A 14,700-nucleotide genomic window follows, 5' to 3' on the forward strand; every position below is an offset into this window, starting at 1 on the left:
AAAACAGGAAAGGGATGGGGAGTATGACAGGTACAATTGAACTGCAACGGGAGTTTTTTAAAGAAAGCAGCAAAGTGATTTTTACAAACAGTGAATTCATTGTAAAATTATTCCTCTATCCATCCGGTATTGAAGCAATTGAGCTAACAAGTTCAAGAGGAAGAATGGTTGTTCTTCCATATATGGGCCAGATGATTTGGGATTTGGAATTTGACGGTGTAAATCTTAAAATGAAGAGTATGTTCTCCCAACCAAAAAAGGCAGATAAAATTATAGATACATATGGATGCTTTGCTTTTCATTCAGGTTTAATTCACAATGGGTGTCCGGGCCCTAATGATAACCATGAATTGCACGGAGAAATGCCATGTGCCGAGATGGGCAGGGCTTGGCTTGAAATTACGGATAAGGGCATAAAAGTCTGTGGTCAGACTGAGTATGTCAAAGGGTTCGGTCACCATTATGTTGCCACTCCGAGCGTTGAAATGTTCAATGGAGAAGGTTTTATTGAAATGAACATGAATGTGAAAAATCTATCAGGTGCAGAAATGCCGCTTCAGTATATGTGCCACACAAATTATGCATATTTGGAAAATGCAGTAATGGAGCAGAACATTCCGAACAGTGCCTTCAAACTTAGGGAATCGATTCCAGGCCATCTGAAGCCGACAGAAAAATGGATGGACTATAATAAGAAGCTCCTAAATGGAAAGGAATCGCTCACTGTATTAAACAATCCGGTAATGTATGATCCGGAGATTGTGTTTTTTGCAGATGAGCTGAATATTTATCAGGATGAAGCCGAGTTTGAAATGAATTCGCCCGATGGAGTTACTTTTTTTACTAGATTTTCAACAGCGGAATTGAATTATGCCACAAGGTGGTTATTACATAATACGGATCAGAGAGTAGGAGCATTTGTGCTGCCTGCAACATGCCGCCCAGAAGGCTTCAATGTTGCAGAAAAAGCTGGAACATTGATTAAGCTTGGGGTAGGGGAAGAGAGATCATTCACGATTGTAACCGGAAAGAAATAAGGAGGAAAAAGAAATGGATATAGCAGTGATTGGATCGAACATGGTGGATCTTATCTCATACATTGATAAAATGCCTAAAGAAGGAGAAACGCTTGAGGCGCCGGACTTTGAAATTGGTTGCGGGGGTAAAGGGGCAAACCAGGCAGTAGCAGCTGCCAAAATGGGCTCAAAGGTGATGATGGTAACGAAGGTTGGAGATGACCTTTTTGCAGATAACACCATCCAAAACCTTGAAAGCTTCGGAATCGATACAGAGTTTACAAGTAAAGTTTCCGGCACATCGAGCGGTGTTGCACCGATTTTTGTGGACCCAGAGTCAAAAAATCGCATCCTAATTATTAAGGGAGCGAACCAGCACTTAATGCCAGAAGATGTGGACCGAGCAACCGAGAAGCTTAAGGCATGCTCGATAATTGTTCTTCAGCTCGAAATTCCGCTTCCAACCGTTTACCGCGCGATTGAGTTCGGCAACGAGCATGGCATTCCTGTCATTTTGAATCCTGCACCGGCATCAAAAGACCTTGATTTTGATTATGTGTGTAAAAGTGACTTTTTTATTCCGAATGAAAGCGAACTAGAGATTTTAACAGGAATGCCTGTTGAGTCTGATGAGCAAATTAGAGCAGCAGCGTCTGTTTTAAATGAAAAAGGTGTTACAAATGTCATAGTGACAATGGGAAGCCGTGGCGTCATGTGGGTAACGAAGGAAAAAACTCAGACTGTTGAGTCACATAAAGTGGCAGCGATTGATACTACGGGGGCAGGTGATGCATTTATTGGATGCTTTGCTCATTTCTTTGTGAAAAATGGCGACGTGCTTCATTCAATAAAAATGGCAACAGCTTTTGCGGCATTAAGTGTCACTAAACGAGGAACACAGTCTTCCTATCCAACTAAAGAGGAAGTAGAAGAGTTTTTGAAGTCGAGAGTTTAAGAGGATTAAAGCATTGCCAATAAAGATATTGGACAATGCTTTTTGTTTTCGGGAAATCTAAATTTACAGAAGTGAAATCTGTTTGCACGTTAACACTATACCTCCGTTCGCAAAAGTACAACTTTTACGAACGTTTTTGGTAGAATAGTAGAAAGGAATAGAAAGTTGAGTAATAAAATGGATGTTCGTAAATTCGGATACACACATTTCAATTAATGGAAAACGAATAATGCTGTTTCTAGAGTAAACACTGATAAGGTAGGAAAAAATCAGTATAGAGGTGTAATAGAAATCATTCCAAAGAAGAGCTGACAAATCATTATGATGTAAAATTTAATCTTGATGCAGTGTTAAACCAAATTGGGCAATGGTCAATAAATTTTTCTTTGTGAATTAGTCAGAATATAAAGATGGCTTTTTTTTATGGTAATAGTATAGACAATAATTCGTATGTCTTAATGAACTAACGGGACATGAAGAAAGAAGCTAACATTCAACTCGAATTTATTTTTGAGGTGAACACATTATATAGAAAAGTTTCAAAAGCAGAAGTGGAACAATTGCCCTTCTTCCAAAAGAAAAAGAACGGTAAATAACCGTCCTTTAAGTAGTAATTTATAATTTTGTTTCACCATCTATGACAGTTAGGAATCTATTATTCCAAATAGATTCATGATGATTAATAATATCACTTGCATTTAAAATTACACCATTTAATGTACTATGTGTCTCTTTAAAAAGTAGATTTTTTTGATACCCTAAACTAAAGGCAGCTCTAATAGTTGTGTCGAGACAAAACTCAGTCTGTGCTCCTGCAAAAATAAGTTGTTCTATTTCATTGGTTCTTAAGTAATCTAAGAGCTCAGTTTGATAGAAAGAATCCCATTTTGATTTTTTGATAATTTTATCGGTAGAGGATACTAATAAATTTTTATGAAGTTTCCAGTCATTTTCCCCTTCAAAAAGTTCGTCTTTTTCGTTTTGACTAGTATGTTGAATAAAGATAACTTGTACATTTTTTTCATGAGCCTGCTTAATTAGCTCGTTTATATTATTAACTAATTGCTCATTATTAAATAAATAGTTTTGGGGATAATTAAAGAATATTTCTTGCATATCAATGATTATTAGAGCCTGTTTCATCAAATAACACTTCCTGTTAGTTTCTTTTTAAATATAACAGGTGGAAATTAAATTTTGCAATAAAAGAAAATGTCCTTGTGGAACTAACGGGGCAGATTAGTTGAAAAAGAAATGGTAAGATAAAAAGGATGAGTACCAAAGGGAAAGTAGGATGATATGGAATATATTTATATAAAATGTATGACCTTTTTATGCTTTCTTGGAAGAAAAGAAATGATTAAGAAAAATCCTGCTGCCTACGCTAAGCTCCTCTGAGATCCTAAAAAAAATTAGAAGAGAGCTGGAAGATAATGAAATATAGACAATTGAAGACCTTTTAAAAAGCAGAAAAAGAAGGAGGATCCTCCTTCTTTTTCTTTTTAATAAATCTTTATATTACCCACAAAGGAAGTTATATTTAATTCCTTATCTCCTTTGTATCTATTAATGACTTTCTTCCCTGGGGGAAGTTGTTCTACATTATAAATGTTTTCTCCTGATAGTTTATTGTTTTCTGAAATTATTCTACCAGTTTTAGTTGAAATATTTAATCCTACTTCATTAAGAGTCTTTTCGCCAGGTATTCCTACTTTTATGGTGCCATTATTAGATTTAATATTATTCTTTCCTTTCATATTAGAAAGGTCTGCGATTTTTATTCTACCAACTAAACTATCTACATTGATATTTCCATCGATTGTTCCTAAATTAATAGTACCAACATTTGATGATACATTTAGAAATTCTCCTTTGAAATAATCTACATTAATAGTACCTACATCTGAATTTAGGGTTAGTTCTTTAATTTCGCTCGGATATCTAACATCTATTTTTCCAACTCCGGTACTAATTTGAACTTGGTCCATTAATTTAGATGGGATGTTCAGAAATAAGTTTCCTCTGCTTGTGTTAATTGGTGCAATTCGTCTCCAATTATTTACTTCTCTTATCTTAATAACAACTTGATCGCCTTCATATGTAACATCAACTTTGGGATCACCTAGAATAGATTTTTTACCTGTGTACTCAAGATCCATCCTAGAACCATCAGAACTGAGATGAACATTGACAACATCACTATCCACAATAATTTTGGAAATATCTTTTAAGTCCTCCTTATGAACAAAGTCTTTTTTTAGAAAAAATTCAATAGTTCCTGAGGCTATTAACAATACTGAAACCCCTCCTGCAATTAGAGCACCCTTCATAATATTTACCTCCCTTTCTTTGGCTTATTTTAATCATTGAAACATTTGACTCTGCATCCAACCACTTATAATTGATGCTACACCCACTCCGACACAAATCAATCCAATTATCAATTTTCAACATACATATATATGTATGTATATATCCAAAAAAATAAACTGCCTTATGACAGCCTATTTAAATTGAAGTTTTCTCTGTAAAAAGTTTCAAAAGAGGTTAGTATTTGCTCATCAATAATTGGCAAACCAATACCGTTAAATAGTTCTTGCAAGTGTTTTACCTTTTGCATATATTCTTCTGTATTTACTGAAAAAATAATTGGACTCAACCAAATGTTCGATAGTATCACAAGTGTTTCAGCAGATTGTTTTGGATAGTGAACAGAAATTGAACCATCCTCTACACCTTCCTCAATAACTGATTGTATACTTGGTGCTCCTATTCTGACACATTCTATTAATTGATTGGCAATAAGTGTAGGACTTTTTAAAATAGATGGGATAGACTTGATCGCATCACCCTGTCCTTGATTATTAGTAAAGGAAAGCTGAAAAGCAGTTTTTAGTTTCTCTAAACCATTTAAACCATCCATTTTCGCTGCGTGTTCAAAGGGATTATTTTCTGAAGCCAATCGTTTGAGAACGGCATCTATAATATCTTCTTTAGATTTAAAATGATGGTAGAACGCGCCTCTAGTTAAATCCCCCAATTCATCAATAATGTCTTGGATTGTTGTCTGGTCCCATCCTTTTTCAAGGAAAAGTCTAGTTGCAGCATCTAAAATTCTCTGTGCCGTTATTTCAGGATATTTATTACGGGCCAAATTATCACCTCTCACATACATACATATGTATGTATTATATTTTGTGAATATTTGTATGTCAATAGATAGTTCCTTGTTAAACTAAAGGGTGCGTTAGCTGAAGATTGGAGCTATCTTTAAGACAGCTATTTTCTTATGGAATTAAAGGGGAATAAGCGTAGTGTATTCGTACTGCGACATAGCAAAATAACAGCTACTGTTGTTACTAGTTGTAGAATTATAAATAGGGATAGTCGAATCACTATCCCTAACAGTACATATGATTTCGATTAACGAGTTCTTCCGCCTAATTGTTGTTCAGCCATTTGTACTAAACGTTTTGTAATTTCTCCGCCAACAGAACCGTTTGCACGGGATGTTGTATCAGCACCAAGTGTAACGCCGAATTCACTAGCGATTTCGTATTTCATTTGTTCTAGAGCTTGCTCTGCACCATTCACTACTAATTCATTACTGTTGTTATTTCTAGCCATGTTGTCAGCCCCTATGAATGTAATGTGTTGCTGGTCATAGGTTTTGATATTGTTTAGAGTTATATACATAGAATTTAAAATAAATTAAGGCAGTGATTGGCTTTCTCCTCCTATTGCACAGTTTGTGTCAACTATACAATAAGGCAGGTCGCTGAGGCTGCCTTTTTCTTATGGAATTAACGGGGCAGGTTAGTTCCATAAGGGAAATGGTTTTTTGTGGTAAAATCAATAAGGAAAGGTAACTTTTACCTTTTTTGTTTCGTATTAAAAGTAGCAAGAAATAAAATTTTCCTTTGGGGGGGAAAAGGTGGATTATGGATTATTGGTTATTGGTATAGCTCTTCTACTTGTATCGTACTTAGTAGCTGTGAAAAAACAAACCCGGTTGTTAGCAGGATTTAATGAAAAAATGATAAAAAATAAGTCTTTATTAGGTACAGTGACAGGTGGAACTTTTTTTCTGCCATTAGGATTGTTAGTAGTTTTCAATAGTTTTATTGACTATCCTTATGAATTAACGGTTCTTATAATTGCTATGTTGCTTTTTAACAATTGTATATGTTTTTATCAATAGAAGGTTACTTGACTAAAAGTGCTATAGTTTTAATGAGCTGTGACGATCACGATCAGCTCTTTTTCTTATGCAACTAAAGGGGCAGGTTAGTTTAAGTGAAAACATTCACAAATCAGAACGTATTCTTATATTTGTAAAACCTAAATTCATCCTCGTTGTTCTACTAACGGAAAAATTCTTAACTTAGGGGAGTAGTTTATTTTACCATTTATTAGAAGTGATAAACACTTAACCCCGAGTAATGATCGGAAAGCTTCTGTTTGGTTAAATCCTTACCATTCTGATAAAGGATATTGAATAAACTAATACATGTGATTTTATGTTCAAGTGTGTAATTTTCCATGTGAGTACTCCTTTTTTTCCAGGTTTATCTTCTCGGGATTGTTTTGTAGAGGATTAATAAAATCATCTTTTTTTTTATCCAGGAGTAGGCTGTTCCCCCATTTTTGCATTATTTAAAAGTGTCATATGACATTTTGACACTGGTGAGTTTGACAAAGTAAGCATTATGGTGGGGTTATTAAACAGAGAGGAGTGATGAACCTTATGAAATCAAGATTCATCCAAAATGGTTATTTTTTATTGCTAACTTTCGTTACAGGATTGTTTTATTTTTGTTTTTACCTTGTAGCTCTGTCACTCAGTTTTACCCTTTCATTTACAGTAGTTGGGATCCCACTAGTTATACGCGTACTACAGACTACCACAAGTTTTATACAATTCGAGCGTATACAAACGAAAATTTATGCTGATATTTCGACAGACTCTTACAATAGAAGTGTCACAACGGATCCATCGGACTGGGCTCAAGTGAAATTGGGGCTTACGAATCGTCACACCTGGTCTGCTGTCTTTTGGTTAATGCAGAAATTTGTTATTGGAATTTTCAGTCTCATTAGTGCGGTCATTTTCTATGTAATGCCATTTATGTTTCTGTTGGCACCAATACTGTATCGATACATCGACATGAATATCCTTTTCATGCAGGTAGATACTTTTGCCAAGTCACTCATTGTAATGTCTATGGGTATAGTGTCTATCTTCATAAGTATTAAAATAGTAGATGGTTTGGCAAAAAAAATTGGAGGTTATACAAACAGTATGATTCGGCAGCTAAATCGATAGAAATTTTCAGGCTAATCTTAAAAGCTTAAAAATATAAGAAAGAATAATCTATAATATAGGAAATAAGAAGGAAGGCACTTAGGGGGTAAATTACTTGTTGGATATGGTTAAGTATTGGTTTTGGTATGATTGGATTATGTTTGGAATCCGTCTACTTGCTAGTGTGTCAATCATCCTAGCTACATTAAATTTTCAGGATGGTTTAACATTACCACTTTGGATTATTATTCTTTGGGAGGTTGTTGCCTTCTCTATTCCATGGGTAGCCTTACTGTTCAATTACAAATATTACTTGTTCACAGAAATACTGCTATATGGCGGACTATGTATATATTTAACCTCTTTATTTCCAGAAGCTTACACGTCATTTCTTATATCGGTGTTTTTTATCGCAGCAAATAGTAAGCATTTGTCCTATTATTGGACAGCTCCAACAACAGTTTTTATAATAACTGGAATTTTCTATGAGGTTGCACCAAGTAATAGCTATTGGATTATGGTCACCTACTACGGACTCGTTTATGTAATGGGGTTCGCTTTTCATTTATTAATCGTCAATCATAAGCAAAATGAAGCGATTTGTAAGCAAAACGTGGTACTTGAGCAGTATATGTCTCAGATCGAACGTATTACACTTGCAGAGGAACGAAGCAGGCTGTCTAGTGAGCTTCATGATACAGTTGGCCATGCTTATACTTCCATTATTTTGGGGATGGAAACATTGCGTACCGAGCTTGTTACCGAAATGGGTATACAGAGGCTAGATTCTCTGCTTGAAATGGGACGTAAAAGCATCGAGGACGTGAGAGGTTACCTACATCAAATGGAGTCTCCGTGTCAATCGCTTTCCTTGATTCAATCTCTACAAGATCTTGGAGCTGAATTTCAGGAGTACGCTCGGGTGAATGTAAGCTTTCGAGCATTCGGAGAGGAATACCACCTGTCTCGGCAAGCGAGGATAGCGTTCATTCGTTGCTTACAAGAGTCCCTTACGAATGCAGTACGTCATGGTCAGGGGAATGAAATTATAGTTTCATTACATTTTGAACAACAATATACGAGGTTGGAAGTGCAAGATAATGGAAAGGGAAATGTAGAATGGCAGGAAGGCTTCGGTATTAATGCGATGAAAGAGCGGGCAATGAATTTGCAAGGTCAATTGTCTGTATATACAAAGCCAGATGAAGGAATGCTTGTTACATGTACCTTACCGAGACAAACTGAAATAAAAGATGGACTTATCCGTTTGTTAATTGTCGACGACCAGCCATTTGTTCGGGAAAGTTTGAGTACACTACTCGACAAATATGAAGATTTAAATGTAGTCGGTTTGGCTGAAGATGGCGTCCAAGCTATCGACTTGTGCGAGCGCCTTCAACCCCACGTTGTACTTATGGATTTAGATATGCAGCACATGGATGGAGTCGAAGCAACCAAAAAGATTAAGCAACAATGGCCACATATCCGCGTATTGGTTTTTACAACGTTTCAGGATACGGAACAGGCGGTGGACTCGCTTCGTAACGGTGCAGATGGTTTTTTACTTAAATCTATTGAAACGTTGGAACTAGCTAATACGATCCGACTTATTCACAGAGGTGGGACACTGATTGATCAGGGAATGTCTCACAAAATATTTGAGAAGTTTGATGAGCAAAACGAGACACCACAATCAAAAGCAATTGTTTATGAGCTAACAGCCAGAGAGATAGAAATATTGCAGCTAGTAGCAAAGGGACTCCGATACACTACCATAGCTTCAAGGTTATATTTGTCGAATGGTACGGTCAGAAACTATGCTTCCGCGGCTTACATAAAGTTAGGAGTGCGTAACAAGGAAGAAGCTGTCCTTAAGGCTCAAGAAATCGGAATTATTGAATGAGAAAAATATTTGTTGTTTCTTTAGGATTAAGTGGGGTAGCACCACATCACAATCAAACTAAGAAAAATAAATACCCTAAAATGAGAAAATTGGCATCTCCAGGTGAAAATGTACAATTATTGTAATGTTCATTGCTTTTATCTGGAAAAAGAGGATTTCTTTTCTAATTCAACTAAGGAGCGCGTTAGTTGAACAACAATAGAGGATGTTCAAAAATGATCGTCCTTTATTTCGCTAAATGGCAGATTAGTAGTTTCATTGTAAAGTTTCACAAATAGGTATTTTAATATTTGTGAATTGTTTCATTTTTTAAGAAATAAGTAAGAATAAAGATAGGAAATTAATCTTTGTTTATAAACTATTGAGGATATGAATGATTCAAACATTTCTATCAAGATATTTTAAGGAGGAAGAGATGAAGAAAAAAATTATTTTAGCAATCGCAACTGCTGCCTTTGCATGGACAAATTCTCTAGGCACTACTTATGCTAGTACAAAAACAGAGGTTTCAATAAATAATATAAGTGCACACGAAGGTATTAAAAATGACCTGAGGAATGTTAAATGGCTTGAAAACCATTCAAAGGCTATTAAAACGACGATCCCTACTGATTCCATTCAAGATCTGAAACCTCTTAATGAAATGGTCGGTTCAGCATCGATTGTTGGTCTAGGTGAAGCAACTCATGGAGCCCATGAAATTTTTACAATGAAGCATCGAATTGTTAATTACTTAGTTTCAGAAAAAGGATTTTCAAATATAGTTTTAGAAGATAATTGGGATAATGCATTAATGCTTGATAAATATGTTCTTACGGGCAAGGGGGATCCAAGTAAATATCTAAATCCTGTCTTAAATACGAAAGAAATCGTAAACATGTTGAAATGGATAAAAAATTATAATGCAGATCCAAATCACAAAAAGAAAATACGTATCATTGGAATGGATATACAAACCGTAAATAAAGGTGTTTATGAAAAAATAAAAAGATATGTAAAGAAATATAGTCCTGACCTAGTTCCTAGTCTAGAAGAAAAGTTAAATGGACTTATGCTTGTTACAAAGGATCTTAACACGTTCAGTAGTCTACCAAAAGAAGAAAAAGAAAAATATATTTCAGATGGTAAGCAAATAAGTACGTTATTAGAGCAGAATAAAAGTAAATTAAATGGAAATTCAAAAGAATTTGCTTGGATTCAACAACATGCTCGAATTATCGAGCAGTTTACAACAATGACAGCTGAAATGCCAGAGAACCCCTCTGAATTTTATTTGAAACACGATATAGCAATGTATGAAAATGCAAAATGGGCAGAAGAACATTTAGGGAAAACAATTGTTTGGGCACATAATGGACATATTTCTAAAACGAATATGTTACCATTTGTGTATCCAAAAATGTCAGGTCAGCATCTAGTTGAACATTATGGAAAGAGGTATGTAACAATCGGAACGTCTGTCTATAAAGGAAAATATAACGTTTATAATGCTAACCATGAGTATGGGCCTTATGGGGAATTGGACACAAAAGATTCAAACAGTTATAACTACACTTTAGGAAAAGTCAAAAAAGACCAATACCTTATTGACCTGCGTAAAGCAAACGGCTCGGTAAAAGCTTGGTTAAATGAACAACATCCAATATTTGCTGGAATTACAACTGTTGGACCTGGTATTCCATCTACAGTTGATATTAAGTTGGATCAAACCTTTGATATACTTGTACAAATCCAAAATGTAAGTCCGACTCAAATAAATAAATAATTATATAAGTTGTTTGAGATAAAACGTTTAAAGATGACCGAAAAGAAACTATTGAGGAATTGAGAAAAGAAAACAAATGATGAAGAAACGTAATACTATGCACATATTTTTGTGGAAGATAGGGGTTTCTTATAACTAGCGGATTGACTTGAAGAGCTGGCTTCTATGGCCGGCTTTTTTTGTTATTAAATTATAGGGGCAGGTTAGTTTACCAATTGTCATTACCTTTTTTCAACAATCTGGCAAAATTCTTGAGTAATAGTTTTAAATTGAGTAGCGTATATATATGTTGGGCTATCAAGAATTGTACTTAAATTAATGAATCACTTTAGCAATTATCGGGATAATGGATAGCAATCGTTTTGAAATTATTTATACTCAAGGAAAGCTAGAATTATTTAAGATTATTCGTGATAACCAGACCGGTGTTCTATACATGTTGAATCTTTCTGCTGCTGGAAGTGGATTAACCGTTATGGTTGATCAAGAAGGAAAACCATTGGTAGATGAGAATTTTAAAAAATAGTCGAAAATGAGATAAAGTGTCCATTTGGTAAAGGCTTATTCCAGAATCGGGCACTTTTCCTTAGTAAGAAGGCGTCTTTTTTATATGATCCTATACAAGAGATTGTGAATATTATCACTTAAACTAAAGGGTGCATTAGCGCCATAAGAGTGCCGCCAATTGGCGGCTTAATGTGCGGTCTTTAAAAAAATTATACATTCATATTCAAAAAAATATATATATAAATAAAATAAAAAAAGTAAAGCCAAATACTCTAGATTTTCGTCTAATATTTGTAATAAGAGAAAAAGAAGGTGATGAAAATTGAAAGGTTAGTTAGAAAAGCACAAAAAGGTGATAAAAACGCTTTTGAAACATTATTTCAAAACTATAAAGAGGAAATATATCGAACTGCTTTTACTTATATGGGAACTCAAGAAGATTCTTTGGATATTGTACAAGAAGTAGCGTATAAAGCTTTTAAATCAATCAAATTCTTAAAAGAACCAAAGTACTTTAAAACATGGTTAATAAAGATTGTAATAACTTGCTCTATTGATATGTTAAGAAAGCATAAAAAAGTTTTTGCCTTAAAACCCGAACACATGGAACTAATAACTATTGATAAAAAAGAAGAAGATACCGCATTATCTTTGTACTTACAGACTTTAATTGGAGAGATTAGCGAAGTCGAAAAAAGTGTTATTCTTTTAAAATATTTTCATGATTACACTTTAAATGAAATCGCAATCACATTGGATATGCCTTTAGGTACAATAAAAACCACTTTGTATAGAGCATTAGAAAAGTTAAGAAAAAGATTAAATAAGGAGGATATCCTATGAAAAATAAGATAAAACAAGAACTCGAAAATATTGAAATACCCAAAGAGTTCGAACTGATGAGTCAAAAAGGAATTAACAAAGCCTATAGTGAAATGAATAACAATAGAAAAAAGTTAAAATGGTTAATTGGGTTTATTGCAAGTGCTGCAATTCTATTACTTAGTATTGGATCATTGTCAACACCCGCTGTAAAGGCATCCATTCAAAACGCTCTTAACGTAATACTGGCTGATAAATTCGAAAAAATGGACAGTGGTAGCAAAATATCACCTGAAGAAATACTGGTAAGTGTTGAAGAAAACAGCAACGGCGAATTAATCACAACATATATTTCTGGTAATCAAGAACGAACTGAAAATGAAAACGGGGATTTTTCAGTATCGGATGGTAAAACCATCACTTCTTATACAAAAAATGATAATCAATTTTTAATTGAAACAAATGATAATCCAGGGCCATCTATTGAATCAAAGATATTTTCAGAATTTGAAAAAGAAAAAATTCAATCGTTAGGGACGAAAAAAATATTAGATAGGGATGCAGAAGTCTACAAAATAACAATATCAAACGAAGAAACACTTGAGCTTTGGTTTGATAAAAATACTGATGTGTTAGTAAGAGAGATACAGATTATTGATGGTGAAACTTATGAAGAAGGGAAGCTAATTTCACTTAAAACAATAGATAAGAAATCTAATTTGGACCTGTTTAAAGTCAAAGCGCCTAAAGAGGCCAATATAATTGACCATACAAAAAAGTAAGCTAGGAAAAATCCTAGCTTATTTTTTAATTTAATATGCTGCAAATGATAGATAATGATAAGTCTTTTTACCAACTTGTCCATCAACCGTTAATCCTCTTCTCTTTTGAAAAGCTTTAACGGCTGCTTCAGAACCATCACCATATATACCATCAACTGTACCTGTATAGTATCCTAAACATTTTAATGTAACCTGAATACCTTTTACATAACTAGCTTTGTTACCTGCATAACTTTTCTTTACTAAGTGGGAATAGCTAAAATCGATTGTTGTGTCTTTTAGAACGACACCTAAAGTAACTCCACCACGGGCCGCATTTTGGACATATCCCTTAGTACCATTTGATTTAATCCTAGTATAACCAGCAGACTCAGTCCAAGGTTCATACATTTTCGCCGTAGCAGCTTGACAACTAAATGACCTAGCATATTCTTTACCAACACTCAAAATTTGTCCATCATAATTTGCAGAAGGAATATCTTCTACCCCCTCTGCGTTCGCAACAGGGGCCGAAATAACACTAAAAACAAAAATCAAAGTAAATAAAATACCGAGAACCAATTTCCTCATAAAAACCCTCGTATAATTCCTTATATAAATGTAATATTCTACAAAAAACATGAAACACCTATTACATTTTTACTTTCTTGGTAATTTTTATTAGTTTTTTGTCCTATCATTTAAATAAGGAGGAAGTACATGATCTTACCGAAGATTATTGCCATAGATAAAAAGGCGCTAACTTGGTGGACTTTTTAATGAACGATTTTTACACTTATCATACGTTCAATCTAAAGTGAGAAAGTACCCTTAATTAACTAACGGGGCAGGATAGTTGAAGAGTGCTGTTTGACCTTTGTTCAACAATCGGGCCATATTTTGAAGAAACTTCATAAAGTTAAACCCTTAATGGGAAATCAATTTATCTTGGTTATTCAAGAATAGGAGGTGCAATTCTTAAAGAAAAGAAATTACAGTTTAATCCAATTATGGATTTTATGTTAAGATAATTCTTGTGATTAAGTTTGTTGCGAACTGAATAGAAAATTATAAAATAAGTTTTGATTGAGGGAGAGAAAAATTTGTCTAAATTAAAAAAATATCTATTTTCAACTTTTTCAATCACTTTTCTTTCTTGGGGAATGATTGCTGTTTATACGCAAATTAAAAATATTCCTTTTGGTTCATCAATTGCTTTATATATTCTTTATATTTTAGGTGGCTTACAAGCCGTTTTTCTTCTGCTGGAATGTTCATTTTAGCAACAATAATAACTATTATATATAATGTTCCTATTAACAAGGAAATCCAACAATGGGATGCAGACAATCCACCCACTGATTGGGAGGAGATAAGAAAACGATGGATGTTCTTTCAATCTATTCGTTCTTGGTTACTTCTTATTGGTTTCGTGTTATTTTGTTTCTCAGTGTCAATTTGATATAAATATTATCTTTCTTTCTTTACATTACCCTATAGAACTAAAGGGGCAGGTTAGATTAATAAGGAATGCAATAATAGCCTTAATTTTAAAACGGTTTTAAGGAGTAAAACTCTTATGATTATAAAAATTGACTTTGGTGACGATTTTATTCAATACATTTCTTGTTCAACAAAAGTAGGTAGGAAGATGAACAGTATTCAG

The 14,700-nt window shown here is 34.2% G+C and carries 17 protein-coding genes; 11 read left to right on the forward strand and 6 right to left on the reverse strand.

What is annotated here, in order from left to right; genetic code table 11:
• The first annotated feature begins 23 nt into the window (after positions 1–23).
• Positions 24–1,037 carry an aldose 1-epimerase family protein gene (locus ACQKNS_RS25155; RefSeq protein WP_427645962.1) on the forward strand — a complete coding sequence of 338 codons (1,014 nt, stop codon included), beginning with the start codon at positions 24–26 and terminating at the stop codon, positions 1,035–1,037.
• 13 nt (positions 1,038–1,050) lie between these two features.
• Positions 1,051–1,971 carry a ribokinase gene (gene rbsK / locus ACQKNS_RS25160; protein WP_427645963.1) on the forward strand — a complete coding sequence of 307 codons (921 nt, stop codon included), beginning with the start codon at positions 1,051–1,053 and terminating at the stop codon, positions 1,969–1,971.
• 615 nt (positions 1,972–2,586) lie between these two features.
• Here the strand turns inward: rbsK and ACQKNS_RS25165 are convergent.
• From ACQKNS_RS25165 to ACQKNS_RS25180, 4 genes are all read right to left on the reverse strand, one after another.
• On the reverse strand, positions 2,587–3,114 hold the full coding sequence (locus ACQKNS_RS25165; protein WP_427645964.1) for an isochorismatase family protein: 528 nt from the start codon (positions 3,112–3,114) through the stop codon (positions 2,587–2,589).
• Positions 3,115–3,473: 359 nt separating this feature from the next.
• Entirely contained in the window at positions 3,474–4,301 is an 828-nt protein-coding gene (locus ACQKNS_RS25170; protein WP_427645965.1) for a hypothetical protein, read from the reverse strand.
• Between the two features lie 164 nt (positions 4,302–4,465).
• Complete coding sequence (locus tag ACQKNS_RS25175; RefSeq protein ID WP_427645966.1) at positions 4,466–5,125, reverse strand: TetR/AcrR family transcriptional regulator; 660 nt, start codon at positions 5,123–5,125, stop codon at positions 4,466–4,468.
• Positions 5,126–5,394: 269 nt separating this feature from the next.
• Positions 5,395–5,598 (reverse strand): alpha/beta-type small acid-soluble spore protein, encoded by a 204-nt coding sequence (locus ACQKNS_RS25180; RefSeq protein WP_230163494.1) that lies wholly within the window; start codon positions 5,596–5,598, stop codon positions 5,395–5,397.
• A 307-nt stretch (positions 5,599–5,905) separates the two neighbouring features.
• On the opposite strand from ACQKNS_RS25180, the gene ACQKNS_RS25185 reads away from it, so the two are divergent.
• Positions 5,906–6,172, forward strand: a complete 267-nt coding sequence (locus tag ACQKNS_RS25185; protein ID WP_427645967.1) for a DUF3784 domain-containing protein — start codon at positions 5,906–5,908, stop codon at positions 6,170–6,172.
• Between the two features lie 211 nt (positions 6,173–6,383).
• Here the strand turns inward: ACQKNS_RS25185 and ACQKNS_RS25190 are convergent, their stop codons facing one another.
• Positions 6,384–6,515, reverse strand: a complete 132-nt coding sequence (locus ACQKNS_RS25190; protein WP_427645968.1) for a hypothetical protein — start codon at positions 6,513–6,515, stop codon at positions 6,384–6,386.
• A 203-nt stretch (positions 6,516–6,718) separates the two neighbouring features.
• Between ACQKNS_RS25190 and ACQKNS_RS25195 the strand changes: the two genes are divergently transcribed.
• From ACQKNS_RS25195 to ACQKNS_RS25220, 6 genes are all read left to right on the forward strand, one after another.
• The gene (locus ACQKNS_RS25195) at positions 6,719–7,297 is read left to right on the forward strand and encodes a sensor domain-containing protein (protein ID WP_427645969.1); all 579 of its coding nucleotides are present in this window, start codon (positions 6,719–6,721) and stop codon (positions 7,295–7,297) included.
• Positions 7,298–7,391: 94 nt separating this feature from the next.
• Positions 7,392–9,179, forward strand: a complete 1,788-nt coding sequence (locus ACQKNS_RS25200) for a response regulator (RefSeq protein ID WP_427645970.1) — start codon at positions 7,392–7,394, stop codon at positions 9,177–9,179.
• A 415-nt stretch (positions 9,180–9,594) separates the two neighbouring features.
• Positions 9,595–10,944, forward strand: coding sequence for an erythromycin esterase family protein (locus ACQKNS_RS25205; protein ID WP_427645971.1), 1,350 nt, complete (start codon positions 9,595–9,597; stop codon positions 10,942–10,944).
• A 346-nt stretch (positions 10,945–11,290) separates the two neighbouring features.
• Entirely contained in the window at positions 11,291–11,470 is a 180-nt protein-coding gene (locus tag ACQKNS_RS25210) for a DUF6440 family protein (RefSeq protein WP_403062916.1), read from the forward strand.
• A gap of 296 nt (positions 11,471–11,766) precedes the next feature.
• Entirely contained in the window at positions 11,767–12,294 is a 528-nt protein-coding gene (locus tag ACQKNS_RS25215) for a sigma-70 family RNA polymerase sigma factor (RefSeq protein WP_350302787.1), read from the forward strand.
• Complete coding sequence (locus ACQKNS_RS25220) at positions 12,291–13,055, forward strand: LolA family protein (protein ID WP_427645972.1); 765 nt, start codon at positions 12,291–12,293, stop codon at positions 13,053–13,055. The genes ACQKNS_RS25215 and ACQKNS_RS25220 overlap by 4 nt, the downstream gene beginning before the upstream one ends.
• 30 nt (positions 13,056–13,085) lie before the next feature.
• Here the strand turns inward: ACQKNS_RS25220 and ACQKNS_RS25225 are convergent, their stop codons facing one another.
• The gene (locus tag ACQKNS_RS25225) at positions 13,086–13,625 is read right to left on the reverse strand and encodes a peptidoglycan-binding domain-containing protein (RefSeq protein ID WP_427645973.1); all 540 of its coding nucleotides are present in this window, start codon (positions 13,623–13,625) and stop codon (positions 13,086–13,088) included.
• A 512-nt stretch (positions 13,626–14,137) separates the two neighbouring features.
• Here ACQKNS_RS25225 and ACQKNS_RS25230 point away from each other — a divergent pair.
• A complete protein-coding gene (locus ACQKNS_RS25230) occupies positions 14,138–14,317 on the forward strand; it encodes a hypothetical protein (RefSeq protein WP_427645974.1) in 180 nt (59 codons plus the stop codon).
• Positions 14,305–14,496 carry an anthrone oxygenase family protein gene (locus ACQKNS_RS25235; protein WP_427645975.1) on the forward strand — a complete coding sequence of 64 codons (192 nt, stop codon included), beginning with the start codon at positions 14,305–14,307 and terminating at the stop codon, positions 14,494–14,496. Before ACQKNS_RS25230 ends, ACQKNS_RS25235 begins: the two co-directional genes overlap by 13 nt.
• The last annotated feature ends 204 nt before the right edge of the window (positions 14,497–14,700 follow it).

Origin of the sequence: Peribacillus sp. NPDC094092 (genome assembly GCF_050279365.1) — a bacterium.
Classification (GTDB): domain Bacteria; phylum Bacillota; class Bacilli; order Bacillales; family DSM-1321; genus Peribacillus.

Bases quoted from the DNA above. Each gene is read 5' to 3' on its own strand.
- ACQKNS_RS25205 (WP_427645971.1), top strand. From the start codon at position 9,595: ATGAAGAAAAAAATTATTTTAGCAATCGCAACTGCTGCCTTTGCATGG.
- ACQKNS_RS25155 (WP_427645962.1), top strand. From the start codon at position 24: ATGACAGGTACAATTGAACTGCAACGGGAGTTTTTTAAAGAAAGCAGC.
- ACQKNS_RS25235 (WP_427645975.1), top strand. From the start codon at position 14,305: ATGTTCATTTTAGCAACAATAATAACTATTATATATAATGTTCCTATT.
- ACQKNS_RS25180 (WP_230163494.1), bottom strand. From the start codon at position 5,598: ATGGCTAGAAATAACAACAGTAATGAATTAGTAGTGAATGGTGCAGAG.
- ACQKNS_RS25190 (WP_427645968.1), bottom strand. From the start codon at position 6,515: ATGGAAAATTACACACTTGAACATAAAATCACATGTATTAGTTTATTC.
- ACQKNS_RS25195 (WP_427645969.1), top strand. From the start codon at position 6,719: ATGAAATCAAGATTCATCCAAAATGGTTATTTTTTATTGCTAACTTTC.
- ACQKNS_RS25170 (WP_427645965.1), bottom strand. From the start codon at position 4,301: ATGAAGGGTGCTCTAATTGCAGGAGGGGTTTCAGTATTGTTAATAGCC.
- ACQKNS_RS25165 (WP_427645964.1), bottom strand. From the start codon at position 3,114: ATGAAACAGGCTCTAATAATCATTGATATGCAAGAAATATTCTTTAAT.
- ACQKNS_RS25225 (WP_427645973.1), bottom strand. From the start codon at position 13,625: ATGAGGAAATTGGTTCTCGGTATTTTATTTACTTTGATTTTTGTTTTT.
- ACQKNS_RS25210 (WP_403062916.1), top strand. From the start codon at position 11,291: ATGGATAGCAATCGTTTTGAAATTATTTATACTCAAGGAAAGCTAGAA.
- rbsK (WP_427645963.1), top strand. From the start codon at position 1,051: ATGGATATAGCAGTGATTGGATCGAACATGGTGGATCTTATCTCATAC.
- ACQKNS_RS25220 (WP_427645972.1), top strand. From the start codon at position 12,291: ATGAAAAATAAGATAAAACAAGAACTCGAAAATATTGAAATACCCAAA.
- ACQKNS_RS25215 (WP_350302787.1), top strand. From the start codon at position 11,767: ATGAAAATTGAAAGGTTAGTTAGAAAAGCACAAAAAGGTGATAAAAAC.